The following is a 22,832-nucleotide window of genomic DNA, read 5'->3' on the forward strand; positions in this document are numbered from 1 at the left end:
TTAGTAATCTAAGCAACGATAATAACGACGAATTGACATTGGATGACGATTTAAGTGTTCGACATAAGCATCAATTCGATTATTGATAGTACGAAAAACAAACGGTGATAAGTGTCCACGATATTTTTCAGCGATACCCGGTAATTCATAATCTTTGGTATCAATAATGGTGTAATTTCCACAAATTTGTGGTAAGAATTTAGCGACACGTTCACTTAATGGACGCTGTGTATCTTCACCAACATAAACAGTAACTGCCGTATCACGATCGATCACTTCTAATGTACCATGAAAAAATTCAGCTGACTCAATGGATTTTGAACGTAACCAATGTTGCTCTTCCCAATAACACATAGCATGAGAATACGTTGCTCCCCATTGATTGCCCGCACCAACAAAATAGTGCATTGTATCGTTATGGTGTTTTTCAGCAACTTCTTGACCAAATTTATCGGCTTTTTTAGCAACAGCAACAATATTTTTAGCAAAATGTTGATCCATTTGTTGATAAAACTCATCATAATCAGGGAACTCACCGGCTAAATACATTAAACGATCTGCTGTCATAAAGAATTTTAATTGTTCATTCATTGGGTAAGTAATAACATGATGTGCCATTTTCCCTAATGGTGTATCAGCTTTATCCATGAAAGCGAATATGGTTGCCCCCACTTCTTTTTGAATTTTTTCAATAGCTGCAACGACTTCCTGTGTGGTACCTGTGACAGATGAAATAATGATCAATGTGTCTTTAGTGATACGTTTGTTTCCTGTTACTAGATATTCAGCCGCATGTTGAACAAAAGTTTCAATGGCTGTTTTTTCTTTCATATGAACAACTGCTTGCATTGATGATGCATAAGTGCCACCAATACCTAACCAGCAAACATTGCTGTAACCACGTTTATGAATTTTATCAATAAACTCATTAATTTGTGGACGTAACGCTAATGCACCATTCATGCTGTCGAGTTCTTTTTGTTCGTCATATTTTCTCATACTGTAACCCTCTTTATTTTAGATTTAGTGATTTCATCAAATTCTGGATATGTTGATTTTTCTAGATTGTGACCTTTTAATTGCGACACTTGATAACTGAGTAAGTGAATTGGGATAGTCATAAACAGTGATGATAAAAGTTCATCACACTCAATATTTAAGCACAAATCGGCTGTTTTCGGTGTTTTGGTATCATGTGCATAAATAGTTGCAATGTTTTGCACATATTGTTTTAAAAACTGTTTTAACAACTCAGCTCTGTCCATGAGTCGACCTTGTGGCTCAATAAAAACGATATAATCATCGCGATGCAAGCCAAGATAAGGGCCATGCATATACTCCTCTAATTCTTTGCCAAATGCTGTATTGCGGACGGTTTCAGTGAATTTGGTTTCACCTTCGCGTGCAATGCCGTATGTTGCGCCATAACCGATAAAAATCACACGGTTAGTTTGATTGAATTGATCTTGATGTTTCGCAACCCAAGCTTGTGACTGCAAAATGGCTTGTGGCAATAGTTGGGTTATTTTTTGTATTTGTGTGAAATAACTTTCAAATTGTTGAGCGTTAATACGCGCTAGTTTTTGACTAATAGCTAAAGCGATTAACATCAAGTCGAGTATGGTTACACTATAACCTGCACTGACATAAGGCATCTCTTCAATTGGCATTCCCATTGATAAAATATGATTACTCACTTTATACAATGGACTGCTTGGATTGCTGGTTAAACTGTATATAGTTTGATTATTCTCAACAAATTGTTTAACTAAATGAATCGTTGAGTAGCTTTCACCGCCTTGCGAAATAGCAAAATATAAATTGTTGGGATCATTGTAATATGAATAATTAGCCGCAATAGAAGGATCTTCTATATAAACTGGCACGTTTAATATTTTACTCATAAAAGGGCGAGCGCTATAGGCCGCATTAGCGCTTGAACCTGTTGCAAAAATAACAATTGCGTTAAGTTGTTTGATCTGGCTTAAATCGATAATATTGGCAAATAACGTTTGGTAATTATCGAGTATATGTTGATAATACTCAGGTTCTAAAGCCACATAATCTGCGATACTTTTCATTGTTTTCCTCTCATTAACCTAACAAACCGCTCCAGGCACCAAAAATACCTATTGCCGCAATTAATAATAGAATCCAATGTGCTTTCACTTCTTTTTTAACAAGTACAAAAATAAACAGCGTAAAAAGTAACGGTAATATTTGTGGCACAATTCCATCAAATATATCTTGCAGTGATGCCGCGTCTGAACCTGAACCAATTTTTAATGGCATATTTAAGGTAACCATGGTGGCAACCATCGCCCCGACCACACAAAGCCCTAATACCGAAGCGCCATAGGATAATTTATCCATCAAACCTGTTTTTTGAACTTTGTCGATAAATGAAGTGCCGATGTTATAGCCTATGAGTAAGCCAAAATACCGCGCCAAAATTGCCGGGACATTAAAGATTAGTAAAAATAAAAGTGGGCCTAAAATATTGCCTTGCAACGCTAACGAGGTACCAATGCCTGTTGCGATGACACGTAGTGTTCCCCAAAAAAATGAGTCACCCAAACCACTTAATGGTCCCATTAGGGCAATTTTAACGTCATTGATTGAGTTTTTATCAAACTCACTGTCTGTAGCGTGTTGCTCTTCCATGGCAATGCAAATACCCAATGGAAAAGTGATTAACCATGGTGTGATATTATAAAATTCAAGGTGTCGTTGATAGGCATCGGTTAATTCTACTTTGTTATTGCTGTAGATTTTATCCAAAGCCGGACGCATAGCATAGGCATAGCCTAAATTCATTTGTCGTTCATAGTTCCATGACCATTCAGCGGTAAACGAGCGCCAAAAGGTTCTGTTTAATTCTTTATTGGTTACTAATTTAGAATTCTTCATTTTCATAATCGATCTCCTGTGATGCTAATGCATTACCCGTATTGGTATTGAGCTGTTGATTACCTTCGTCTATTGCGCCTTTTTTGCCATTAAATGCAGAATAACCGGTCAAAATTAAGGCAAGACAAGCGCCAAAAATAGCCACGCCGGTAACAGGTACTTTCATGTATACCGCTAATGCAAAGCCAAGAACAAAGAAGGTAGTATTGGTTTTTTTGATCATAATTTTCATTAACATTGCAAAACCAAAAGCTGGTAGTAGCCCTGTGGCAATACCTAAACCATCAATGATAAATTTAGGTATCATCTCTAATAAGTTGTTAACAGCGGCACTACCAAATAAATAGGAAAATCCGACAACTAACCCAATTGGAAGATTGATTGAGAAAAATCCACCTAAGATATTCATTCTATCCATCCCTTTACCATTGCCTTCACTGGCATATTTGTCTGCTTTGTGAACAAAATAAGGAAGAATAAAAAGGAAGCAGAGGTTTTTGACTAATAACACCAGTGACGCAATTGGAATACCTAATGTTAAAGCAATTTCGGTACTTTTGCCTGCACCAATAGCAAATGCGGTACCTAAAACACTGCCTGAAATTATTTCGGGTGGAATCGACCCCCCAATAGAAAACGATCCAACAAAAGCTAACTCTAAGGTTGCACCAATGATAATGCCTTGAGTGATATCCCCCATAACTAAACCTGCTAAAGTACAGGTGACAAGTGGGCGAGATAACATTGATGATCCTAAAAAGTATTCAGCATTTGCTAACATCGCAATTAAAGCTAATAGAAGTGCTGTTAATTCGATACTCATGTGTTGTATCCTCTAAATTATTTTTCAAATTTTTGCTTTGCTTCACTCGGAACTTGTTGAATGTAAATATCAATGCCATCTTGTTTTAATGCAGTTAATAAATCTGCTTCTTGCTCAGTTAGATTGATCGTTTTAGAGTAGCTCTTCGTGCCTTCGCGTGGTTTTGTGCCACCTAAATTGAGGCTGGTTATTTTTCCTTGAGTGCCTCTAATTAGCTTTTCAGCATCGGCAACCGATTCAACAACAATCAGCATTTGATATTTATCAGTGACACCCGAATTAATTGCCTCAATGCTGTCATCAATGGATTTCATGACTAATTTGCCATGTTCAGGTTTAGCTAATCGAATAGCTGATTTGCGTAGTTCGTCATTTGCCACCGTATCATTAGCGACCAAAATAGTATTGGCCCCAACGCTATCGAACCATGAAACAACAACTTGACCATGTAATAAACGATGATCAACACGTAATAATTTAATCATTAATTTTCCTCCTAGGTGAAATCGACAACATATTTAGTATTAGTAGCAAATTTATATTCAATGGCTATTGGTTCACTGTTAATATCAAAATAGTGGTTAGAAATTTTAAATAATGGGTTATTAATTTTGATACCTAGCTGTTTGGCAAGTTCAGCATTGGCAACAATTAATTGTAAATCTTGTTCTAATTTATCAACTTTCTTTTTACTCGAATTGACAATTTCCAGCGCCGATAACACTTTTATGATGGAAAGTTGAAAATCAGGAAAATAGTTAAGAGGTAACAAAAATATAGCTTTTACGACACTGTTTTTTGCCACTTCAAGAAAGCTGATATAATAAATAAGCTCGGACGATTTTATTTTTAATAATTGACTGTAGTAGCTTCCTGCTTGTCTTAAATAAGACTCTTTAATCACTTTTTTATCATTTTGATAATCATAGGGTTTGATGATGCCCGTCATTTCTAGAATATTTTGTGTTGAAAGTTTAGGTGCGACAAATAAACCCACCCCTTTCTTTCTTACAACTTGATTTTTTTCAACTAATCGATCTATTGCTTTACGAATAGTTGTTCTACTTACGCCGTAGTTTTGTTGTAGCTGGCCTTCTGGCGGTAATGCGGCACCAACACCATACCTACCTGTATCTATTAGCTCGCCTAATTGAACTGCAATTTTTTCAAATAACTTCATTTATCTGTCTCGCTATAATTGAAGATATTTTTAGCCGATAAGTGATATTTAAATCGGTTACCTATTAAATATTGCTCAGTGTGTTCAAAAGGCTCAAAGTTATCATCGTAGTTATAACTTGAAACTTTATAGATTGGTGTTTGTTCTTTGATACCTAAATACTTGGCACATTCTTTAGTTGCGGTTTCGTAGGTAATTTCTTCCCGACCATGACTCGGGATGAGCTGGTAATGATCTTTTAAATATTGATAAAGCGACACATTGCTCAAATTTTGTGTTTCTAAACCTCTGAATTTTTCGAAGGGTAAATAACAGATCTCGTAAGATAAAGGCATTTCACCTAATACGCGTTGCCTAATTATTTTGAGTAATTGGTGATTAAAATTAAAGAATTTTGTCAATTCTGAAGGAATCTTGATAATTTGGTTGGAAAGAACTTTGATTTTAATTTGTTTAGGATTTTCTTTATCTATTTCTTCACTAAATGAAGACATTTTTAACATATTGATTTCAAAGATTGTTGGATATTGCGTATTTTTTTTATCAAAAAAAACATAGCCTTCCATGGCCAAATCATTTAACGCTTTTCTAACCGTTGTTCGACTGACGCCAAAATATTCGGCAAGCCCACGTTCTGTGAATTTATCCTTAATTATGGCTGGATTGGCTTTAATTTGCTCTTCAACAGCTGTTTTGACCGCAATATCACGATATTCCAATAGTCATCCCCTTCCTTTTTGGATCGTAATATCTAAAAGATATATCTTAAATCCATTTTTATTGGTTAAAAATTAATTAAAAAAATATATCTTGTCAATCTTAAGTACCAAAATTGTTGTTGTGATCACAATATTTATTGTTAGTAACATTAAATCAGTAAGATAATAAAAAATAGAGCGGGGGAAGAGAGGATGACTCGCATTTTATGCTCGCCCGTTGGGCCGTTGCTTTGGCAACGTTGTCTCGCGATGCTCGGCTCGAACCTCTGTTGGTTCACATCCTTTAAGCTAAAGCGGATAATAAAAAAGCCCACTTAATGAGCAGGCTTTTTTATTTAAAATTGGTCTGCGAGAGAGGATGACTCGCATTTTATGCTCGCCCTTCGGGCCGTTGCTTTGGCAACGTTGTCTCGCTGCGCTCGGCTCGAACCTCCGTCGGTTCTCATCCTTTAAGCTAAAGCGGATAATAAAAAAGCCCACTTAATGAGCAGGCTTTTTTATTTAAAATTGGTCGGCGAGAGAGGATAACTCGCATTTTATGCTCGCCCTTCGGGCCGTTGCTTTAGCAACGTTGTCTCGCTGCGCTCGGCTCGAACCTCTGTCGGTTCACATCCTTTAAGCTAAAGCGGATAATAAAAAAGCCCACTCACTGAGCAGGCTTTTTTATTTAAAATTGGTCGGCGAGAGAGGATAACTCGCATTTTATGCTCGCCCTTCGGGCCGTTGCTTTAGCAACGTTGTCTCGCTGCGCTCGGCTCGAACCTCTGTCGGTTCACATCCTTTAAGCTAAAGCGGATAATAAAAAAGCCCACTCACTGAGCAGGCTTTTTTATTTAAAATTGGTCGGCGAGAGAGGATTCGAACCTCCGACCCACTGGTCCCAAACCAGTTGCGCTACCAAGCTGCGCTACTCGCCGTTAGATTTTTTGCTTCATAAAATGGGGTGGCTAATGGGATTCGAACCCACGACAACTGGAATCACAATCCAGGGCTCTACCAACTGAGCTATAGCCACCATTGAAGCAGGACGAAATATTACGCATAAAAAACAACATTGTCCAGCATATTTTTTAAAAAATATACCAATTGGTTATATTAAAAGCGCTAAAAGTTTAATCTTTTAGCACTAAAACGTAGTTTAAGCCTTATGTGACATGATATCAATAATCTGAGTATCAGTTGCTTTCATGCTATTACTAGCGATAGCCCCTAAGTTGTTGATTGAATTTTCAACACTATCACAGACTATACCTTCGTTTCCTGTGACCCGAATATGGTTTAAAGCCATCAGTACAGCTTTAAACGCTGATGAAACAGATGTTGAAACTTTCATTGCACAGCTATTTGAAGCGCCATCACAAATGATGCCTGATAAGTCGCCAATCATATTACAAATTGCCATATCGACAGGTTCATATCTACCTTGACCAAGTAACCATGCCATACCCGCTGCTGCGCCCATAGCGGCTGTTGATGCTGCACAAAGAGCCGATAAAGGCGGAAACTTACTATGAATATAAATGGCAATAGTATGGGATAATATTAATGCTCGAGCTAATTGTTCAGGTGTTGCATCTAAATAGTCTGCTACCACCACAACCGGCATGGTGGCAGTGATCCCTTGATTACCTGAACCTGAATTGCTCATGGCTGGTAACGTTGCGCCCCCCATACGAGCATCAGATGCAGCGGTTGTGCGAATAATGACCTTTGAAAGCAAATCATCAGCTAATAATCCTGTTTGGGTTTGTTCATGTAATGTTGAGGCAATACTTAATCCATAAGCATGCTTTAATCCTTCTTGAGATAGGGCGCAATTTAATTCGGCAGAGTGTAAAATGAATTGAATATCTTCAAAATTTGCATAGGTTGCAAAGTCATAAATTAATCTGACTGATACCTGTTTGATGATATCGTTATTGTTTAATTGATTTGTAGCAATGTTATTTTGTTTAAAAATAACGCTACTGTTTTTTTCAATCAAAATAACATTGGTATGTGAATTTTCGATGCATACTTTAACATGATCGTGTTGAGTATAAATATTGACTTCACAGTAGATAGCTTGATTATTGTTGGCTATTTTCACATTCACTTTGTTATCCACTAACATTTTTTTAGCTAAGGTGATTTGCTCTGTTGTAATATTTTTTAATACTTCAAGTTCTGCATTTGCATCGCCACCTATTGCGCCAATTGCTGCGGCAATAGGTAATCCAACCATACCAGTGCCAGGCACAGTCACGCCCATACCGTTCTTCATTAAGTTAGGTGAAACATAAGCATCAATTTTTTCAATATTATTTTTGTTTAGATATTGAGCCGCAACTGCAGCGGCAAATGCTAATGATATCGGTTCAGTACAACCGAGTGCGGGTAATACTTCATGTTTCACCAATTTAATTAACTCTTGCCACATTACTTGTTGTTTCATTATTTATCTCCATATTTTAATGGTAATGTTGATGGTGAAATGTTACCTTCTTGATAGCATACTATTTTATTTAATATTTATTGAAAATTGAACGATGTGATTGCAGCGTAAACAGTATAAGACTTAGTTATTTGCTGTTTGATATTAATAACCAATCTGACAATTTTGACTTAAATAATATGGTAAGTAATTTAACTGATAAATACTATTCAAATTCTTTCAAAAAATATAATAAGAGATAATATTTATCTTAAATTTTTTATATGGTTGGTTAGTAAATTAAATAATCAGGAATAGTTCAAAATATGTAATATTTTAGTAAAACTACCTGACTTTTTTTTAATTATTGCAATAATGTAAAGACCTAAAATTTAGATAATAATGGCGATTATGATAAATATTTTATTAATTGATGATGATATTGAATTATCACAAATGCTAAGTGAATATTTGACCAATGAAGGTTTTAATATTAAAAGTGTTTATTTGGGTAAAGATGGTATTGATGAAGCATTATCGGGTAAGTATCGTGCCGCAATTTTAGATGTCATGCTACCTGATATTAATGGTATTGATGTATTAAAAAGCATACGTCAGCAATGTAATATGCCCGTTATTATGTTAACAGCTAAAGGCGATAATATTGATCGGGTGTTAGGCTTAGAGCTTGGTGCTGATGATTATATTCCTAAACCTTGTTATCCACGAGAATTATTAGCTAGGTTGCGAGCGGTTTTACGTCGGTTTGATGAACGTTCAGTTGAGATGGTTGATGACAAAAAATACCATTTTAATGGTTTAACGCTTGATTTACCGCAGCGACTTTGTACTTGGAATGGGCAAGTTATTGATTTGACATCAACTGAATTCAATTTATTAGTTTTATTAGTCAAACATAGCGAACGGGTTGTGACTAAAGAAGAGCTATCTGAAATAGGATTAGGTCGAGCTAGAGAGCTTTATGATCGTAGCGTGGATGTCCATATTAGTAATATTCGTCAAAAACTGTCTCAAGTAGCACAAAACGATGTGACAATTGAAACCATTCGAGCAGTAGGTTACCGTATCCGTTAACGATAGAATAGGCTTTGGTATGAATCGTCGATTATTTTGGAAAATACTGATTATATTTTGTGTGATTTTTTATCTAACCTTTCAGTTAACCTGGATAGCTTTCTCCTTTTATGTAGAAAATAGAAATCAACGTTTTCTTAATCATATGCCGACCAAAGTCGATATGATTGCGCAATTGTTACATGTTGCGGGTGAAGATGAAACACTTAATTTTATTGCGCATTTACCTGAACGTGAACGGGCGTTGTTATCAATAAAATTAATTTCCCCACAAAATGATCAAGTTAATATATTGACTGATGAATTAGAGTCACCAACTTATATTTATCAACGAACAGCTATTGCGCCTGATGGTACTTTATATGCTGTTTCGTTCAAAGAAGATAAAGATGATCGTAGCAAAAAGGTATTTTTTAGTATGCCGTTGCCAATTATGTTAATGGGGGGATTTGTTGGTTTAGCTTTTAGTCTATTTTTAGCATGGAACTTAACTAGGCCAATGCGGTTATTACGACAAGGCTTTTTTCGTGTATCACAAGGTGATCTTTCTGTCAGGTTATTTAAAAAATTAAAGCCTAGACGTGATGAACTCAGTGAGTTGGGTAAAGATTTTGATATGATGGTTGAACAATTAAATATTTTAATTTCAGATCGTCAAGCACTTTTACATGATGTGTCACATGAGTTGCGTACACCGCTTGCGCGTTTACAGTTAGCCATTGGGCTTGCCCAACAAAATAAACAAAATATTGATACTGCTTTAGCGAGAATTGAATTAGAGTCGGAACGATTAGATCAGTTAATTGGTGAAATTTTAAATTATTCACGCGCCGAAATGAATAATCGTACTGATGAATATTTTGATTTAAAAGATTTAATTAGTGTGGTGATTAGTGATGCTAATTATGAAGCCAATCATCAATTAATTGATGTACATTTTAATTTAGCATCCATAACGCATTCTATTATTAAAGGTAATTCGGAACAAATTCGCCGAGCAGTTGAAAATATTATTCGTAATGCAATTCGTTTTTCTAAAGCTGGGCAAGCTGTCGAAGTGTCGTTAAAAGAAGTGGGTAAATATTTGCAAATTGAAGTCAAAGACCGTGGTCCAGGTGTTGATTCAAATAAATTATCGAGTATTTTTGAACCGTTTGTTCGTATCCAGTCAGCGCAATTAGGCAAAGGTTATGGTTTAGGTCTGGCAATTGCAAGAAAGACCGTCATTATGCATAACGGTACGATTCAAGCAAATAATCGTGATGGTGGGGGATTAGTGGTCACTATCAAACTTCCTTATTGGCGAAACCACTAATGTATTATTAATAACACTCAGAATTAACCGTTAATACATATTGTCTAACTAAACTTTCAAGTGTAATTTTGTCGTGACCAGTAAAATTGAGCCTTTGTATAATTTTATCAGGCTCACTGTCTAATATAGCTTTATATTGCGCGATATATTGGCTGGAAATAGGTTTGTATGACCAGTGCCACTCTTCTGGCAAATACCCTCCTTTACGACCTTCATTGAATGGCTGGCAAAAACCATACTTAGGTAAATTTTTTTGTAGCCATTGGTAAAGTATGATGCCTTTTTTATCATTTCTAAAATAACTTGATGAAACACTGGTAATGTCAATATCTGTTCCCCAATGATGTCTTGAGGTACCTGGCATAGATGATAGTTTTAAAATTTGCTCAGCAATTTTTTGTGGCTCATGAAGTTTCGGTAACAAGTCATCCCATTTACGTTGCCAGATGCCATTTTGATACGTGTAATTACGAGTTGCGCTCACAACTATAAACGGTATATCTGGATAAGACTTTTTAAAGTCGTTATAAGCTTTAATTAACTGCTCGGCAGGTTCTTTTTGCAGATACATGCCTTTTTTATTAACAGGCAAAATTGTTGAATCTAACGCAATAAAATTGTTATCTTTCTTTTCGTCAAATTGACCTGTTAATTTATCTAATGGAATTGGTTGTGCCATAGCGAATGTTGAACATAAAAGTAAAGTTATTGTATGAGTAATCGTTAACGTTTTTTTTAAAATTGTTGAATTCATTTTCATTTATATATCACTAATATTTATTAGCCAGATAAGGTGAAAACCAGTATAATCCTTTCCCTAAAAATTTAAATAGCCATAATGTGTAAAAACGAGGCCTTATGTTAACATCATCAACACCGAACATGTCTGTAAATTGTGCAGATGCAGCAAAAATAACACAAACTACTCCAGCAACCAATGAAAAAATTAATCTACTTAATTTTACCCGCCAGCAATTGAGAGAGTTTTTTATATCATTAGGTGAAAAACCTTTTAGAGCAGATCAAGTGATGAAGTGGATCTATCATTTTGGAATAGATGACTTTGATCAAATGACTGACATTAATAAAAAATTACGTGAACAATTAAAAACGTTAGCCGAAATTAAAGCCCCAATAATAGCGATGGAACAGCGCTCATCTGATGGTACTATTAAATGGGCATTGGATGTTGGCAATAATCAGATGATTGAGTCGGTGTATATTCCTGAGCGCGATCGCGCAACTTTGTGTGTGTCCTCACAAGTAGGATGTGCTTTGGAATGTAAATTCTGTTCAACCGCTCAGCAAGGTTTTAATCGTAATTTAACCGTTTCTGAAATAATCGGCCAAGTTTGGCGTGCATCAAATGCCATTGGTGTGACAGGAAAATTAGCTGATAGGCCTATTACGAATGTTGTTATGATGGGAATGGGGGAACCTTTACTCAACTTATCTAACGTTGCACCGGCAATGGAAATCATGTTAGATGATTTTGGTTACGGTTTATCAAAAAGACGTGTTACGCTTTCAACTTCTGGTGTTGTTCCTGCTTTAGATAAGTTGGCAGGAATGATTGATGTTGCGTTAGCGATTTCACTTCATGCTCCAAATGATGCGATACGTAGTGAAATTATGCCAATTAACCAAAAGTATAATATGGCGATGTTACGCGATTCAATTTTACGTTATTTATCTACTTCAAATGCCAATCATGGCAAGGTAACAATTGAGTATGTATTACTAAATCAGATTAATGACGGCGTAGAACATGCCCATGAATTAGCTCAATTCTTAAAAAATGTACCAAGTAAAATTAATTTAATTCCATGGAATCCGTTCCCTGGTGCTCCTTACTCTCGTTGCTCAAATACACGTATAGACCGTTTTATGAAAACATTAATGGGTTATGGATTTACGGTTATTGTACGTAAAACCCGCGGCGATGATATAGATGCAGCATGTGGTCAGTTAGCCGGTGAAGTTGTCGACAGGACTAAAAGAACACTGTATAAAAAGCAAAACTTGGTTCAGCAAACCGCATAAAAATAGACAACGGAAAAGGGAAAAGTTAATGAAAATATGGTTAGTCATCTTCAGCTGTTTATCCATGATTGCTTTAACAGGTTGCCAAGTTAAAGGGCATGAAGAATTTGATCCCGAAGCTGCCGCATTATCTAGAACGCGATTAGGTTTAGCTTATTTGGCTAAAGCTGATGAGTCACCAGAAAATATCAAAGCTGCACATTATAACTTGAAATTGGCTGCCCAATATTCACCTAATAACCCTCAAGTTATGCTAGCAATGGCAATGTTTGATCAGCATGTTGGTGAATATAATGAAGCTGAAATGATTTACAAACGTATCACCTTAATGCAACCCGGTAATGGACTGTATCATGTCCATTATGGCTCTTTTTTATGTGGTAGAAATCGTTATCAAGAAGCCAAAAAACAATTTCAACAAAGTATTGATTTAGATCGCCACCGTTGGAAAGCCGATGCGTATGAACAATATGGTTATTGTGCAATTCAAAACGGTGATCAGAAAACTGCTGATTTAATGTTTAAGCAACTTTTTAATTACGATGCATCTCGACAAGAAAGTGTCATTAAAACAGCTCAATTATACCAAAAAAATGGTGATACTAAGGTGGCTAATTATCTATTTTCTGTTGCGAAAAAATAAATATTGATAACGATATCGTGCTTGTACAAAGCGGAAGTTTACACCCTAGGCTTGTTGCGTAAGTTTAATTAAATTATGTTAGTAAACCATTTTGGGTGATGGTTTACTTTACGTAATATAACTATGAGAAAAAATCACAACGGTTAATTTATTTACTACTGCTATTGGGTAATTTTCTGATAATTTACGTGGCTACGCTAAAAAGTTTTGGATTGAAGACAGGTTATATAATTGAAGCTAAAGGAACATTACCTGTTAGCTTCAATTTATTGTAGTAAATTTCACTTCGCTAAAAACGAAGTGAAGCGTTTTTAATTTTTACAAAATTCCATATCAAAACTATGCGTTTGTTGGTTATACACTATTTTAAACGTGCCTTGATCAAGTGGGTTTTGTAATATGTGATTGACGATAAACGGTCGAATATTGGCTTTAATATAACCTGGTAAACCTCTTGCACCACGAATAATATCATAATGATCATGACAAAATGCACTAAGACAAGCGTCTTGTACTTCTATAGTTAGGTTTCGAGGTTGATAAGCTTGATTGAGTTTATCAATTTCACGGCGGATAATCTTCTCAATAACTTCCATTGGTAGTCGTTTAAAATGAACAATATTTTCTCTACCATTAAAACGATTCAGTAATTCTGAACGATAGGTATTATTTAGCTCATTTGTTGCTAGTTCGCGTGCTGCCTCATCAGATAGATTAGGATCAAGATAATAAGGCTGACCAATATTTGATGTCATAATAATCATTATGTCAGAAAAATCGACCGTACGACCGATATTATCGGTTAAACGTCCGTCTGATAAGATCTGCAAGAAAATATTAAATACATCAGGGTGTGCTTTTTCGATTTCATCAAATAGGTAGATACCAATCGGTTTAGCCCTAACTGAATTAGTCAAAATACCACCAGCTTCAAACCCTTCATATCCTGGCGGTGCACCAATTAATTTAGCAACTGCATGTTTTTCCATATATTCTGACATATCAAATCGCACTAATGATTTTTCGTCACCATATACGTATTGCGCTAAAGCTTTTGCCATTTCTGTTTTGCCTACACCGGATGGCCCTAAAAAGAGGTAAGACATTGCTGGACCAGACTCTTTTAGTGCATCGACTTTAGCAACTTTAACCGAATTAGCTACATGTTTGACGATTTCATCCTGACCAAAAATACGTGACAATAAATGCGCTTCTAAATTAATTAAATTTTCAACTTCGTTTTCATCGAGTTTATTGGTTGATATTCCCGAAATTTTACTAAATTCAGTAATTACTTCTTGTCGATTTAGTCGTAAATCTTTATTGGCAAGCATTACTAGTTTTTTATGTTGCTCATTATTTTGTGCAATTTCGGCATCAATTTGTCGAATTTTTTCTTTCAATTTGGTGACAGCTGGCGAGTCAAATCCACCTGCTGTCAATTGAGCAAAGGTTTTTATGGCCGCAGAATCAGAAATTTTGTTTTCCTCTTCTTGCTCCTGAATTTGGGTGATTTCGTCTTGTAGCTGGAAGCGTAATGTTTCAGCATCACGTTGATATTGATATGTTTTGCTAATTTCTGATTTCAAATCTTGCCAATCTTGTTGCCATTGATTTAATTGCTGTTGCAAAGTTTGACGTTCTGTTTCATCAGTACTTTTCGCAATTTTAGCCATTAATTCAGCAATTTTAGGGTGCTGTTTATGCGTCAGTTGGCGGTAGCTTGCTAGTGCGCGATCAAGCAAGGATATTGCGCGTTGAGGCTGTGCTCCACCTAAACCCAAACTATCACGATATTTGCTTGTTAAGTGTATTGCTTCGTCAATAGCATTATCGTCAACTTCGATTTGATGATGTTCAGATAGCTCTTTTGCAACAACTGTAACAATTGCTTTTAAATCACTTCCTGTTGGCTCTTTTACATCATAAAGCGTGTAGAGCTCTGGCATTTTAGTACTAGCTTTTAGCACACTACTAAGTTTATCATCACGAACTTCTAGAATTACTTGAAAATTACCTGATTTATCAGCGTTATTTAATGCATTAATAAAATGAGCATTACCGGTATTGTGTGCCGCTTCTAAAAAATTAGCTGTATCAGTAATAATTAAAACCGATTCAGGTGTTTGCAGTAATTTTTTTAAAATATTTTGAAATTCGTTATTAATTTTAGTGCTATCACCACTGGAAAACAGTGCATCACTATTTAACCAAAATAGTTTTTTAACAATTAAGTCAAATGGTGTGTCAGGACTATTTTTAGCTGCTTGTAAACCAAGGGTAAGCGCCGAAACGCCTACACCAGCTGGTCCTGTTAGTAAAAGTGAGTTTGATGATTGTCGGATCAGAATTGATGATATTCTTTCTAAATCATGCTCTCTTCCCACTAATGAAAAATTGGGATGTTGCGCTAAATATTCACGCCCTCTAACTAGGTACATTGTGCATTCCTTCGTCAGTTATAGTTTAAAAGGGGACGTAGTATTTTTAGTTTCTTTTTTGGCTTCACTCTTTTCAGATAAAACATCACCAGTTACTGCAATAAATTCACGAGTATCACCTTGAACATCTTTGGACATTTTTTCGATTTCTTCTAAATTAGCGCGCATTGTTTCAAGGGCAGAACGGGTGATTTCTGTTGCTTCACGTTGAGTATCGCCAAATTCAGCTAAGTTTTGTAGCATAGCTTCTAAGTCGTTATTGATTTCATCACGACCCGTTGCAATTCGTATTGCTTCGTTCTTAGCAATATCGTTAGTTACTCTCGCCATTTCAGCTAAAGTATTTCCTGCCATGGATTGCGCTTCATTAATCGCTGCTGAGTTAACCGCTGTTACCACAACGCTAAGTTGTGAAGCGACTGATGCAATACCGCGTGAATGCATTGCTCTTGCACTTTCTACTTGTTTTTTAGTTGCAGCTTGCATGTTACGTATTTTAATTGCTTCGGTAGTTAATTCGCCATAGGTTTGCATAGTATCGACAGTTGCGGTTGATACGGTATCGATATGTTCATCTAAATTACGTCGAGTTTCTTCCAGTTTCATTGACTCTAACAAATTGTCACCAACATCTTTATTTTCGAGTTCTTGTCGGCGTTCACGATGGACTTTTTCAACTTGTTTGGTCGCTTCGTTCATAATGGCATAAATTTGGATCATATTACCATTATTGTCGCTAAGCCCTTCGATTTGTTTAACCATCTTTTCAAGATGACCACGAATAGCACCAAAACGCTCTTTACCTTGGTTAACGAATTTTAAGGCAGATTCAACCATATCAGCTTGTCGTAATGTGTGTTCATCTGATGTTAAATTCAGTAGCTCTTTTAATTTCTCAACATCAAGTGATTCACTACGTTGCGCATGGCGGTGTTTAATTTCTTCTTCAAGATTTGCTAATTGTGTATTTTTATTTTGTATATCTTGTTCTAATTGCGCTATTTTTTCTTGATTAATTGCTATTTTCGCTTTTGAAGCCGCTTTAATTTTTCCAAGTCCGAAGAATATTCTATCTTGCTCTAAAGTATGAATTTCTTCTTTTAGTTTGGTTATTAGTGTATTGTTATTTGTGATTTCATCTTGTATTTGTTTTTTTTCGGCTTGCTTCTCATCATCCCATTCTTGATCTGCTTTTATTTGCGCTAGAGCGTTACGTGTTTCACCATTTTGGCGTAAGTTATAAAGCGCATCAGTTATCTCGGTAAGCGGTTTGATTTTATCAATAAAATCATTAAGGTCATTATTAAAATCAGCATAGACTCGTTGCAATTCAGCGAACACTTCGGTATCAGTCATTTCGATACGTTGCTTAGACATCTCTTCAGAGATTGATTGTAGATATTCTTTGAACTTATCAAACTCTTCTACTTTTTCACGATCTATTTCTTTATTATCGGTAAATTCTAAAATTTGTGTAACTTCTTGAACTTTTTGTTCAAGAGAAAGATTATCGGAAAAAATAACTTTGAAAAAAGTATTATTTTGAATGTTAGCTTGAGGGGATTCTGTTCGGGTAGATTTTTGTCGTTGTCTTACTGAATAATCATTTTGTTGAACTGTTGCAGCTTTTTTACTGGACGATACACTCATTGTTCTATTCCTTTTTATATTCACTTATTATTTAATAACTTTATATCTTATTTCATATAAAGTAATAAAGTTTGGTATAATTAATTTATTTTTATAGAAAAAATAAACCTTATTTTTTCATCATGTTATTATCTATTTTACATTTCATTTTGACAAGAAAAAAACAACATACTTGGTTCAATTCTAAAAAAGCGTAACTAAAAGTCATAAAGAAAAATTAGATGTATTGCTATTTTCAACAACAATTAGTGTAAATGGACTTTTATTTGATATTCACGGTGTTGATTATGTGATTAAGTTGTGAAGTTAATGAGTATTTGATAGAAGGAAAATAAATAAAAAACCACCCGATAAAAGGGTGGTTTTTTAACAGGTTTTGGGTTGTAACGAAATAGGATGAATTACATCATTCCGCCCATTCCACCCATGCCGCCCATACCACCAGCAGCACCTAAATCAGCTTTATCATCTTTAGGTAAATCAGTAACCATACATTCAGTTGTGATCATAAGACCTGCAACAGATGCAGCATATTGTAATGCGCTACGCGTTACTTTAGTTGGATCTAAGATACCCATTGCGATCATATCGCCGTACTCTTCAGTTGAAGCATTGTAACCATAGTTACCTTTGCCACCTTTAACTGCGTTAACAACAACAGATGCTTCTTCACCACAGTTAGTCACGATTTGACGTAATGGCGCTTCCATCGCGCGTAAAGCTACTTTAATACCAACGTTTTGATCTTCGTTTGCACCTTTAAGGTCTAAAATTGCAGATGCAGCACGAACTAACGCAACACCACCACCGGCAACCACACCTTCTTCAACCGCTGCACGAGTCGCGTGTAATGCATCTTCTACACGTGCTTTTTTCTCTTTCATTTCAACTTCAGTTGCTGCACCAACTTTAATTACTGCAACACCGCCAGCAAGTTTAGCGACACGTTCTTGAAGTTTTTCTTTATCGTAGTCAGAAGTTGATTCTTCGATTTGTTTACGGATTTGTTCAACGCGCGCAGTAATTAAAGACTCTTCACCAACGCCATCGATAATAGTGGTATTGTCTTTATTGATAACAACACGTTTAGCTTGACCAAGATCTTCTAACGTTGCTTTTTCAAGCTCTAAACCGATTTCTTCTGAAATTACAGTACCAGCTGTTAAAATCGCGATGTCTTGTAACATTGCTTTACGACGGTCACCAAAACCAGGTGCTTTAACTGCGGCAACTTTAACAATACCACGCATAGTATTAACAACTAATGTTGCTAATGCTTCGCCTTCAACATCTTCAGCAATGATTAATAGTGATTTACCTGCTTTAGCAACTGCTTCTAATACTGGTAATAATTCACGAATGTTAGAGATTTTTTTATCAGCTAATAAAATATATGGGCTGTCTAATTCAACAGTCGCTGTTTCTGGTTTATTGATGAAATATGGTGATAAATAACCACGGTCAAATTGCATACCTTCAACAACATCAAGTTCGTCTTGTAAACCTGTGCCGTCTTCAACAGTGATAACACCTTCTTTACCCACTTTTTCCATTGCTTGTGCAATTAAAGTACCCACAGTTTCATCAGAGTTTGCTGAAATAGTACCAACTTGTGCAATCGCTTTAGAGTCTGCGCATGGTGAAGATAATTTTTTAAGCTCTTCAACTGCTGCAACAACAGCTTTATCGATACCACGTTTTAAATCCATTGGGTTCATGCCAGCCGCAACCGCTTTTAAACCTTCATTAACAATCGCTTGAGCAAGGACTGTTGCAGTAGTTGTACCGTCACCAGCAGCATCATTTGCTTTTGAAGCTACTTCTTTAACCATTTGTGCACCCATGTTTTCGAATTTATCTTCTAATTCGATTTCACGAGCAACTGACACACCATCTTTAGTAATAGTTGGTGCACCAAATGATTTATCTAATACTACGTTACGTCCTTTTGGACCTAAAGTGACTTTAACTGCATCAGCTAGTACATTAACGCCTTTAAGCATTTTAACGCGAGCGTCATTACCAAATTTTACATCTTTAGCTGCCATTTTGTATTTCTCCTGAATTCTGTCTATAAATTAAATTATTTGCCAATTACGCTTGAACAATGGCTAAAATATCGCTTTCAGATAAGATAAGCACTTCTTCGTTATCAATTTTTTCTGTTTTAACGCCATATCCTTCATTGAAAATAACGATATCGCCAACTTTAACGTCTAATGGTTGAACTTGACCATTTTCTAAAATGCGACCATTACCAACAGCTAAAACTTCACCACGTGTTGATTTACCCGCAGCTGAACCTGTTAAAACAATACCGCCAGCTGATTTTGATTCTACTTCTTTGCGTTTAATGATCACACGATCATGCAATGGACGAATTTTCATTAGTTATCTCCTAGCACTAATTTAAATTAAATAATTATTAACAATAAATCATCAAATTATGATCTATATAATATAGTGAATACTACATGGGGTTTGTTTTAAATTCTTCAAGAGAATAAAATCAAAATATTTTTTAATTGATTAATTCTTCATCATCTTTACGAGTAAATTCTCCCTCAATAATATCAGCATTTTTATCAGTGCGTTGGTATGATGAAAATATTGATTTTTTGGGCATTTTTCTCACAATGAAATTAACAATCGATTCTTGCACATAAGGAATTAATAAAATAGCGCCTAAAATGTCGGTCAAAAAACCAGGGATAAGTAATAGAAAACCAGCAAACAATAAAGCAACACTTTTAATAATTTGATTTTTAGGGCTCTGATTTTCTGCTATTTTTTGTTGCATTTCGCGCAGGTTTTTTAAACCTTGTGTTTTAACTAATGAAAAACCAATAATCGATGTTGCAATAATACAAATTAAGGCAAGAAAAACGCCAATAGCGTTAGCTACCATCATAAATGTACTAATCTCAAAATAGAGATAAATAAAAAAAACAATAAAGCCTAGATATCGCATATAACAATTCCTTAAAAAGTGACGTTATATTATTAAAATTAGATCCAGATATATAGATGATTAGTTATTTTTCAACCAAACAATCTATTTTTTTTAAAATATCTTACAAAAGGGATTGACGGATAATCTCAGATCGTGTTTAATGTGCATCCATTGTTGCCCGGATAGCTCAGTCGGTAGAGCAGGGGATTGAAAATCCCCGTGTCCGTGGTTCGATTCCGCGTCCGGGCACCAATTCCAAAAAGAACACCAGCGAAAGCTGGTTTTTTTGTGTCTTAGCCTTTTCCCATAAGCCTTGCAACGTATTTTCTTATCAATCAACTTTCACCAGTGTTAAATCAAGTCAAGTACAATATCGAATACACAGCCAGGTAGATTGGCTTCAATAATCGCATACATCGGTAAAATGGCTTTGCTAACCTTTATTTATTAAGGTTAACAAGCATGACTAGAACGTTACTGATTTAAGTCTATTTTTCTATTTTTTTACAATTTTAGCTAAGGAACGTATAAGCAGAAATTAATAACTTTCATATAGTAATAACATTCCCTATTCATTTACCATTCTTTACAAATAATAGCCGTTAATCGGTAGTTAAATTTTACTAAGGTGCTATACTTTGACCGGTAAATTAATCGTTTAGTTTTTTGCGCACTAAAATGGAAAAGTGTAAATAAAACATAAATTTGCTTGAAGGATTGCGCATTATGCTTTATAATATAAAGACACAAGACACAAGACACAAGACACAAGACATTGGCAGCCTTACGTCAAAAATCTATATCAACACACTTTAGCTGATTTATTACACCTAAAGCTTAATTTAAAACTTAGTTTAGTATTCGATTTAGTCTCTCGTTTTCTGCTCAAATTAAAGTGTGATTGCGTATCAAATTTTAGGCAGAGGTTGCTATCTGGTTTAGTATCGCACGTTCGCCAACCCAGCTCTCAACATCATTGTCGACGACAGCTATTATTGGTTAATCGTCCGCCATATATTGTTTTCAATATAAAATGCTATTTAGCTTTAATACCTTTGTTATTATTACCTTATGCCACTACGACTCAAGCGTTGTCGGTGACTACGGCGCAAGTCATTCATGGTAGTCAGCCCTATTTAACCTCTGATAATGGGGTAACTAAAATTACCACGACTGAGGGGTTGTTAAGTATTACGTTATCCGATGGTACCCGCATTACACCTTCCAATAATACTTCAACCTTAGATAATCCAATAGTGTTACCTAAAGAAAACCAAAGCTTTATTGATATTGCTATGTTGGTGCCACCCACTGCTGATGCTATCGCTTTGAACACCTTAATTGGTGAGCCTTACAATTATTGGGGGGATGATGATGGTGATGGTCAAGGCACTAATGGTATTACCGCTACCGGTAATTTAAGCGTGCGCATTATCGATAAAGCCAATCAAGTAGTGAGTCGTAGTGCTACTTTAGATATTTGTCAAGCGCCTTATAAATTGGAATTAACCACTACTGCTGGTAGTTTAACCACCCAGTATGGGCTACCAAATAGTCGTAATTTCAGCAGTGGTACTGCCACTTATTATATCAGCCCTAAAGCCGCGCCTAAAATCTGTTACTTATATACACCTGACGCTGAAGGTGAACATGAAGCCGACTCCAACTCCAGTAGCGGCCCCGGGGTCGGCCCCGACGATATCTGGGCTCTGGGTAAAGGCTTTCGAGTACAATCCACTGAGCCATCAAGTTACAGTCGTAACTTTCCGACCACTGGGGCAAATAATCTGTATTTTGATTTAGACATAGGTGGTATTAAAGGTTCAGCATTGACATGGCCAACAATAAGTCAAGGTGGTATTACCGCTACCATGACACCATCCCCCGATGATGCTTTTAACATCCGCGTTACCCTTACTGGACCGGTTGCAACAAAAGCTCAACAGAATTCAGCATCGCCAGGTTCTATTGCTACTCCCAGTTTGCCACAAACCTTCGAAATAGTCGGTTATGATAGTAATAATACAGCGGTATTAAAATATGGTTTTGAGTTAAAGCAGTGGTTTGTCAATCGCGCAAGGAAGCTAGATAATCTTGCTAACTACTCATCTTGGTGTAGTAATTTAGGCGGTGGTTACCATCTGCCACAGGTCAAAGACTTAACTAACGCAACTGGAGACAGTTGGACAGGCGGCACACCGCCATCAACAGGCAATTATTATGATCGTAATATTGGTGCAGGTTTGTTCACCGAATGGGGTTACATGGACAGTTATACCGCTGCCGGCTTTGCCGTTCACTACTACTGGACAAGCGACAGCAACGGTTCGGAACAGTTCATTGTACTCACGAACGTCGGCAGCGTTACATCCACCTCTCCCTACCTCAGCAGTCGCATCGGTACTTGTGTCTATCCTTAGTCCTTACGTCATGGGTATTTAATCAGGCGTAATTAAGGCTAAGCAACAACAGGACGGTTGCAGGGCAGGGGCAACCCGAGCCGACGGAGTTGGCGAGTAAAGAGCGGTAGTTTCTTCAGCGACAACCGCTTACGACCGACAACGCCAATGGTGGTGTCGGTGGCTCGAAAAAAGAGTAATTAGGCATTGTCGAAATAAAATTGAAGAAAATAACTTTAAGTGAAAAC

General features: G+C 36.2%; 19 protein-coding genes, 3 tRNA genes and 4 other RNA genes. 6 read left to right on the plus strand and 20 right to left on the minus strand.

What is annotated here, in order from left to right; translation table 11 throughout:
• The 14 genes from J3U66_RS07700 to J3U66_RS07765 all read right to left on the minus strand — a co-directional run bounded on the left by J3U66_RS07700 (window position 1) and on the right by J3U66_RS07765 (window position 8,066).
• Complete coding sequence (locus tag J3U66_RS07700; protein WP_267348622.1) at window positions 1-999, minus strand: SIS domain-containing protein; 999 nt, start codon at window positions 997-999, stop codon at window positions 1-3.
• Window positions 996-2,081 carry an SIS domain-containing protein gene (locus J3U66_RS07705; protein ID WP_267334035.1) on the minus strand — a complete coding sequence of 362 codons (1,086 nt, stop codon included), beginning with the start codon at window positions 2,079-2,081 and terminating at the stop codon, window positions 996-998. Before J3U66_RS07705 ends, J3U66_RS07700 begins: the two co-directional genes overlap by 4 nt.
• A 13-nt stretch (window positions 2,082-2,094) precedes the next feature.
• Window positions 2,095-2,916: a PTS system mannose/fructose/sorbose family transporter subunit IID gene (locus tag J3U66_RS07710; RefSeq protein ID WP_065633795.1), complete on the minus strand. Its 822-nt coding sequence runs from the start codon at window positions 2,914-2,916 to the stop codon at window positions 2,095-2,097.
• Window positions 2,897-3,733, minus strand: coding sequence for a PTS mannose/fructose/sorbose/N-acetylgalactosamine transporter subunit IIC (locus J3U66_RS07715; protein WP_267334036.1), 837 nt, complete (start codon window positions 3,731-3,733; stop codon window positions 2,897-2,899). Before J3U66_RS07715 ends, J3U66_RS07710 begins: the two co-directional genes overlap by 20 nt.
• 17 nt (window positions 3,734-3,750) lie before the next feature.
• Complete coding sequence (locus J3U66_RS07720) at window positions 3,751-4,218, minus strand: PTS sugar transporter subunit IIB (protein ID WP_065633797.1); 468 nt, start codon at window positions 4,216-4,218, stop codon at window positions 3,751-3,753.
• A gap of 11 nt (window positions 4,219-4,229) precedes the next feature.
• Window positions 4,230-4,913 (minus strand): GntR family transcriptional regulator, encoded by a 684-nt coding sequence (locus J3U66_RS07725; protein WP_267334037.1) that lies wholly within the window; start codon window positions 4,911-4,913, stop codon window positions 4,230-4,232.
• The gene (locus J3U66_RS07730; RefSeq protein ID WP_267348623.1) at window positions 4,910-5,632 is read right to left on the minus strand and encodes a GntR family transcriptional regulator; all 723 of its coding nucleotides are present in this window, start codon (window positions 5,630-5,632) and stop codon (window positions 4,910-4,912) included. Before J3U66_RS07730 ends, J3U66_RS07725 begins: the two co-directional genes overlap by 4 nt.
• A gap of 176 nt (window positions 5,633-5,808) precedes the next feature.
• Window positions 5,809-5,933, minus strand: a non-coding RNA gene (locus tag J3U66_RS07735) — RtT sRNA.
• A 41-nt stretch (window positions 5,934-5,974) separates the two neighbouring features.
• Window positions 5,975-6,099: non-coding RNA, RtT sRNA (locus tag J3U66_RS07740), on the minus strand.
• Between the two features lie 41 nt (window positions 6,100-6,140).
• Window positions 6,141-6,265, minus strand: a non-coding RNA gene (locus J3U66_RS07745) — RtT sRNA.
• Between the two features lie 41 nt (window positions 6,266-6,306).
• Window positions 6,307-6,431, minus strand: a non-coding RNA gene (locus J3U66_RS07750) — RtT sRNA.
• Between the two features lie 41 nt (window positions 6,432-6,472).
• Window positions 6,473-6,549: transfer RNA gene (locus J3U66_RS07755), tRNA-Pro, on the minus strand.
• Window positions 6,550-6,571: 22 nt separating this feature from the next.
• Window positions 6,572-6,647, minus strand: a tRNA-His gene (locus J3U66_RS07760).
• A 123-nt stretch (window positions 6,648-6,770) separates the two neighbouring features.
• Entirely contained in the window at window positions 6,771-8,066 is a 1,296-nt protein-coding gene (locus J3U66_RS07765) for a serine dehydratase subunit alpha family protein (RefSeq protein ID WP_267348624.1), read from the minus strand.
• A gap of 393 nt (window positions 8,067-8,459) precedes the next feature.
• Between J3U66_RS07765 and J3U66_RS07770 the strand changes: the two genes are divergently transcribed.
• Window positions 8,460-9,140, plus strand: coding sequence for a response regulator transcription factor (locus tag J3U66_RS07770; RefSeq protein ID WP_065633815.1), 681 nt, complete (start codon window positions 8,460-8,462; stop codon window positions 9,138-9,140).
• 19 nt (window positions 9,141-9,159) lie between these two features.
• A complete protein-coding gene (locus J3U66_RS07775) occupies window positions 9,160-10,455 on the plus strand; it encodes an ATP-binding protein (RefSeq protein WP_065633801.1) in 1,296 nt (431 codons plus the stop codon).
• A 7-nt stretch (window positions 10,456-10,462) separates the two neighbouring features.
• Here the strand turns inward: J3U66_RS07775 and J3U66_RS07780 are convergent, their stop codons facing one another.
• A complete protein-coding gene (locus J3U66_RS07780; protein WP_267334040.1) occupies window positions 10,463-11,215 on the minus strand; it encodes a M15 family metallopeptidase in 753 nt (250 codons plus the stop codon).
• Between the two features lie 122 nt (window positions 11,216-11,337).
• On the opposite strand from J3U66_RS07780, the gene J3U66_RS07785 reads away from it, so the two are divergent.
• Window positions 11,338-12,498 carry a bifunctional tRNA (adenosine(37)-C2)-methyltransferase TrmG/ribosomal RNA large subunit methyltransferase RlmN gene (locus tag J3U66_RS07785; RefSeq protein ID WP_323849461.1) on the plus strand — a complete coding sequence of 387 codons (1,161 nt, stop codon included), beginning with the start codon at window positions 11,338-11,340 and terminating at the stop codon, window positions 12,496-12,498.
• A 28-nt stretch (window positions 12,499-12,526) separates the two neighbouring features.
• Window positions 12,527-13,141, plus strand: coding sequence for a hypothetical protein (locus tag J3U66_RS07790; RefSeq protein WP_267334042.1), 615 nt, complete (start codon window positions 12,527-12,529; stop codon window positions 13,139-13,141).
• A gap of 311 nt (window positions 13,142-13,452) precedes the next feature.
• Here J3U66_RS07790 and J3U66_RS07795 read toward each other — a convergent pair whose 3' ends face one another.
• The 5 genes from J3U66_RS07795 to J3U66_RS07815 all read right to left on the minus strand — a co-directional run bounded on the left by J3U66_RS07795 (window position 13,453) and on the right by J3U66_RS07815 (window position 20,203).
• Window positions 13,453-15,582 carry an AAA family ATPase gene (locus tag J3U66_RS07795; RefSeq protein WP_267348626.1) on the minus strand — a complete coding sequence of 710 codons (2,130 nt, stop codon included), beginning with the start codon at window positions 15,580-15,582 and terminating at the stop codon, window positions 13,453-13,455.
• Window positions 15,583-15,600: 18 nt separating this feature from the next.
• On the minus strand, window positions 15,601-17,232 hold the full coding sequence (locus J3U66_RS07800; RefSeq protein ID WP_267334044.1) for a hypothetical protein: 1,632 nt from the start codon (window positions 17,230-17,232) through the stop codon (window positions 15,601-15,603).
• 401 nt (window positions 17,233-17,633) lie between these two features.
• A complete protein-coding gene (gene groL / locus J3U66_RS07805) occupies window positions 17,634-19,280 on the minus strand; it encodes a chaperonin GroEL (RefSeq protein ID WP_065633806.1) in 1,647 nt (548 codons plus the stop codon).
• A gap of 46 nt (window positions 19,281-19,326) precedes the next feature.
• Window positions 19,327-19,620 (minus strand): co-chaperone GroES, encoded by a 294-nt coding sequence (locus J3U66_RS07810; RefSeq protein WP_034915350.1) that lies wholly within the window; start codon window positions 19,618-19,620, stop codon window positions 19,327-19,329.
• A 133-nt stretch (window positions 19,621-19,753) separates the two neighbouring features.
• Window positions 19,754-20,203 (minus strand): FxsA family protein, encoded by a 450-nt coding sequence (locus J3U66_RS07815; protein ID WP_267334045.1) that lies wholly within the window; start codon window positions 20,201-20,203, stop codon window positions 19,754-19,756.
• 158 nt (window positions 20,204-20,361) lie between these two features.
• Between J3U66_RS07815 and J3U66_RS07820 the strand changes: the two genes are divergently transcribed.
• Both J3U66_RS07820 and J3U66_RS07825 read left to right on the plus strand, forming a co-directional pair.
• Window positions 20,362-20,437: transfer RNA gene (locus tag J3U66_RS07820), tRNA-Phe, on the plus strand.
• A 674-nt stretch (window positions 20,438-21,111) separates the two neighbouring features.
• Window positions 21,112-22,605: a hypothetical protein gene (locus tag J3U66_RS07825; protein ID WP_267348628.1), complete on the plus strand. Its 1,494-nt coding sequence runs from the start codon at window positions 21,112-21,114 to the stop codon at window positions 22,603-22,605.
• The last annotated feature ends 227 nt before the right edge of the window (window positions 22,606-22,832 follow it).

Source organism: Gilliamella sp. B2969 (assembly GCF_026536195.1).
GTDB lineage: Bacteria > Pseudomonadota > Gammaproteobacteria > Enterobacterales > Orbaceae > Gilliamella.